Genomic DNA, 4941 nt, shown 5'->3' on the forward strand with positions numbered 1-4941 from the left:
CCGTTGAAGTAAAACAAAAACGAACACAACCAGGCACCACGGGAAAACGCGGAAACCCGACTGCAAAAATTTGAAACCAGCTGTAAAAACCAGACCCATCCACAGGGGCGGACCGATCCAGTCAATTCAACCAATTCATAAAACAATTGGTATCAACAAACTTGGCACACTATTGAGTTCTCAAACAACAGACACACCCGGCACCACCACAACATATTCCAGTCATGGATCGCTCCGGAGCAACTTTTCAAACTTACCCGATCTCAAGAAGCTTTGCAAATCAGCGTTTCCGCGATCCGCGCCTCCCTCAACCGCCCCTACCCAATATCCGGCGCGCCAGCAGGCGAACCATTTTCAGGCTGTTTGTCAGGGGATTGGCCGCAATCTTTCCGCATCAGCGGCGGCGACTCAGAAAACAATACACGCCCACACCCCACCCCGCAAATCCACCACCAACCCCACCCCACACCCCCAAAAACCCCGAAACGGCAAGGAATTTCGGGGGTTCAATACGGAATAGGCGTCCAGTGGGGTGCCTCCGGGCAATATGCACTGCCTCACATTGCACTCCGCCAGCCTGTTAGCGCACCGTGAGCACCAGCGTGAAGTCGGCTTCCCGGGGCTTAAGGCGGTACTGCTCCAGGACGCCTGGGCCGCAGGCAGCAGTTCCCACTCCTCGGAGCGCATGGTCAAGGTAGAGGTAGGTCCGGCCATCGGGCTTCAGGTCCGGCCGGTGCGCCGCCGCATCCAAAGCCTCCTGGCTATAGGGCCGGACAGTAAGGGCAAAGGGTTCACCATGAATCTCGAGCGTCCTCTCGCTGAGCTGGACTGCGGCCGAGCGAACGCCGGAGCGGGCCCCCGACTCCTGCGGGCGAACGTAGTCAACATCCATCTCCGCCGCGGGCAGTGTGAACCACCCGGTCCGTGCCCCCTGCCCCGTGTCCGGGTAGCTCTGGTGCGGTCCTTTGCCAAACCAAGTCACGGACGCGGCCGGATCAGCCAGGACGAGTTCGAGTCCGATCCGAGCCCATTCGACCTCAAAGCCCCCGTTAAGCCAGGCGCCGTCGGGCCGGACCTGCGTCCGGAGCGCGACGGCATCGCCGTCGCTGGTCCAGGTGTAGTCCACAAACACGCCGTACTGCTTATCGGCTGCGCTCACGCGCGTGCGCACCGTCAGCGCTTCCCCACCTTCAGGACCGGCCTCCGAAGTGATTCCGAGCAGCCGGGCATGGAGCAGGTTCAGCCTGGCGTCCTTCCACTGCGTGGCGAGCGGGCGCTCGTCAACGCCGCCCCATTCCCTGCCCAGGTCGTTGTCCGTGGGTGGCCACCACAACGTCAGGGAGAGCTTCTCCACGGGTATACCGCCAATGGACGTGGGCATTCCGGTGATCCGGCTGAAGAGCACTGGCCCTAGCTCAAGTTCGGCGTCCTTGACGCGGAGCGGCTCAACCTGCGCAGGCCCTTCAGGAGAAGCGCCTGCGTGGACGAATTGCCCCCACGCAACTTCGTGCCCGGCGGGAGCCCAGGCCGTTTCAGCGGCGAGGACCGCGCTCACGGTCAGGACTGCAGTGCGGTCCTTCATCCCCGACGCCAAAGCCGGAAGCGGCACAGTTGCCTCATTCTGAGGCGACACCGGCGCAACCTCCACGGTCCCGACGTCGTGCGTGCCGCCGTCGGCCTCTACCTTGTACCGGAAGCTGAACGCGGAGGTGTCCGCGAAGTCCTGGCCGTTGCGGACGGTGAAGCCGGACCAGTCCTCCGCCACCGTGATGCGCAGGGGCTCCACGACCTTCTTGAAGTCGAGCAGGCCCGGCCTCGGGTTACGGTCGGCGTCCACCAGGCCATCGGTGACAAAGTTGCCGTCGTGGACTTCCTCACCGAAGTCGCCGCCATAGCCATAGTGCTGGCGTCCGTCCGGGGACGTGATGGTGATGCCGTGTTCGAGCCACTCCCACACGAAGCCGCCCATCAGGCGCGGATACTTCTCGAAAAGCTCCTGGTACTCCGTCATGCCGCCGGGGCCGTTACCCATGGCGTGCACATATTCGCAGAGCACAAAAGGCATGGACCGGCGTCGGGCATCCAGCGCGGCATCGTCCAGGGGCGGCTCAATTCCTTGTCCGATCAGGGCCGTTTCCGCCTGGCTGGCGTACATGCGGGAGTAGACGTCCACGTGTTCAGAGGACCAGTCGCCCTCGTAGTGGAGGGGGCGGGACGGATCCCGGTCCTTGGCCCAGCGCGACATCGCCGCGAGGTTCCTGCCTGTGCCGGCCTCGTTGCCGAGCGACCACATGATCACCGCCGGATGGTTCTTGTCCCGTTCCACCGTGCGGCGCATCCGGTCAACCAGGGCCTCTTCCCACTGCGGGTCATCGCTCGGGTTCTGCGCCCAGCCTGCGCTCTCAAAGCCGTGGGTCTCGAGATCGCACTCCAGCACCACGTAAAAGCCGAGCCGGTCTGCGAGGGCCAGGAAGTCGGGGTGCGGCGGGTAATGGGACGTCCGGATTGCATTGATATTGTGCTGCTTCATCAGCCGCAGTTCGGCCTCCACAACGTCCTGCGGCACCACCCGGCCAAGGCGGGGGTGGTGCTCATGGCGGTTGACGCCGCGCAGCAGGATCCGCCGCCCGTTGACCTTGAACTGAGCGTCTTCGATGGCAATGCTGCGGAAGCCGACCTGCAGCGTTACGGTCTCACCAGGGGCGCTGATGGTTGCCTCATAGAGCCGCGGTACTTCGGCGGACCAGGGTTCGACGGCGTGGATCCGCACCTCCGTGCCGGCCTGCAGTTCCAGGTTCAGCTCGGGAACGCGGACGACGGCGTCAATCGCCTGTCCGCCCCGGCTCGCCTCCACTTTGAGGTTGCCTTCGCCGGTGCGGTGATCGTAGCCGGCGTGGACAAAAGCATCGTCGATGCCGTCCACGGGCCGGGCCTGGAGCGTGACGTCACGGAAAATACCGGGCAGCCACCACATGTCCTGGTCCTCCACATAGCTGGCGGCCGAGAACTGCGCCACCCGCACGGCCAGGATGTTCCTGCCCTGTTTGAGGATTCCGGTCACATCGAATTCGTGAGCCAGCCGGCTTCCGCGGGTAGTGCCGAGTTCCACGCCGTTCAGCCATACCGTTCCTGCAGATTCGATGCCGTCGAAACGCAGCAGTGCGTGCGGAAGGAATTCGGGGCCGGCCTCGAAGACCACAACATGGTCGCCGATGGGGTTGGTCTCCGGGACGTGCGGCGGCTCCACAGCGAACGGAAACTGCACGTTCGTGTACGCAGGAGCGCCGTGCCCATGCATTGGCCAGCTGGACGGCACGGGCAGGCCGGCAAAGCCCTCCAGGTCATCCCCGAGCTGCCAGCCATCTTCCGGAGCCACCCGGATTCCGGGGCTAAGCCGGAACTGCCACTCCCCATTCAGTGACAACCGGGGAGCGTCGCTGTGCAGGTAGGCCCGTGCCGGAAGGGTTCCTTTGCCCGGTTGGAAGGAAGCCAGATCCGCGGTGGCTTCGGCACCAACCTCCAGATTGCGGGGCTGCCCCATGGGGCTTCCAAGGGAGTTGCCGGCGGTAACGGAAGGGGAGTGAACTGACATGGGCTTCCTTGCTTCATGGGTTTTCCGGGGCGGCAGGGCGCTGGGTGAAGTGTTTGCGTGAACGTTCACGTCGTTGGGTTCAGCCTACCGGTTGTTGCCAGCTTTGAGTAGGGCTCAGGCAGATTGCCGAAGCACCAGCTGATGTTTGAGAATCAAGCTCGCCTCATCACTCGACGCTTTGATGGCCCCGCTGAGGAGATTATCGACGAGGTCGACGGCGGACCGCCCCACCGCCCTCAAGTCCAGTGCCAGCGTGGTCAGCTCCGGCGTCAAGAGTTCGCCCAAGGGTATACCGTCCATCCCGATCACCGCACAGTCCTCTGGAACGGCCCTCCCGGCGTCGTGCAGGCCTTTCATGGCCCCCGCTGCCATCAGGTCATTGAACACCAGGAGCCCGTCGATCCCGCCGTCTTCTTCAAGCAATGCGCGGAGGGCTTCGCGGGCGGCGGGGGCGGAATCGAGGCACTGGCCGACGATGAGTTCAATGCCGGCCGCGGCCGCCGCAGCCGCAACGGCAGCGCCACGGGTGGTGGCAGTACCCTCCTGGTCTGAATCAAGGTAGCCAATCCGCCGGCGGCCTTCGGACATGAAGCGCTGGAGTGCCAGCCCCGCGCCATAGGAGTAGTCGAAGGAGATGCCGCCCGCCGCCTGTCCCGCGGGGTAGTCAAGCACCACCACGGGGCGCCTGCCCATCATGGCCTGAGCATCGCTGGAGCAGGCCCCGAGGTATCCGATCAGTGCATCCACTTGGGGCGCCAGCCGGGCTACTGCATCCAAGCCGCTCCCGCTGCCGTGGCCAAAATCATCAACCACCACATTCCAGCCGCGCTGGGTGGCTTCTTCCACCACGCTGGAAGCGAAAGCGGGGAAGTACGGATTAGTGAGGTCCGGGATGGCAAGCCCCAGGGAGATCCGGGCTCCCTGCACCAGGCCCTTCGCGAAGCGGCTGGGGCTGTATCCGAGCTCGGCTGCGAGTTGCTGGACGCGTTCCCGTGTGGCCGGGCTGATCCCTGGCATATCGTTCATTGCGCGGGTCACGGTCTGGCGTGAAACCCCCGCGGCTGCCGCAACGTCGAGGATAGTTGCTCTTCGGATGCGGGATTCGCGGGAGCTGGAGGCCATGACGGTAAGTCTAGGCGGGCCAGGGTGGCCCCCACGCCTGGTTTCTGCCGTGATGCCCGTCCCGGCAGTGGCGTTTGTTGTGTTAAATGTGGGAGGCCCCAACCGTGATGGTTGGGGCCTCGACCTAATGGTTGTCCGGCGGTGACCTACTCTCCCACACCCTCCCGGGTGCAGTACCATCGGCGCTGTGGGTCTTAGCTTCCGGGTTCGGAATGGGACCGGGCGTT

At 64.1% G+C, this 4941-nt stretch carries 2 protein-coding genes and 1 rRNA gene; all 3 read right to left on the reverse strand.

From position 1 onward, the window contains the following. Window positions 1-580: 580 nt before the first annotated feature. Window positions 581-3592, reverse strand: coding sequence for a glycoside hydrolase family 2 TIM barrel-domain containing protein (locus BMX78_RS22435; RefSeq protein WP_091424801.1), 3012 nt, complete (start codon window positions 3590-3592; stop codon window positions 581-583). 114 nt (window positions 3593-3706) lie between these two features. After that, window positions 3707-4714 (reverse strand): LacI family DNA-binding transcriptional regulator, encoded by a 1008-nt coding sequence (locus tag BMX78_RS22440; RefSeq protein ID WP_091424804.1) that lies wholly within the window; start codon window positions 4712-4714, stop codon window positions 3707-3709. A gap of 133 nt (window positions 4715-4847) precedes the next feature. Further along, a 5S ribosomal RNA gene (rrf, locus tag BMX78_RS22445) occupies window positions 4848-4941 on the reverse strand; the annotation flags it as partial.

The sequence above is a fragment of the Arthrobacter sp. OV608 genome (genome assembly GCA_900110595.1).
Classification (GTDB): Bacteria; Actinomycetota; Actinomycetes; order Actinomycetales; family Micrococcaceae; genus Arthrobacter.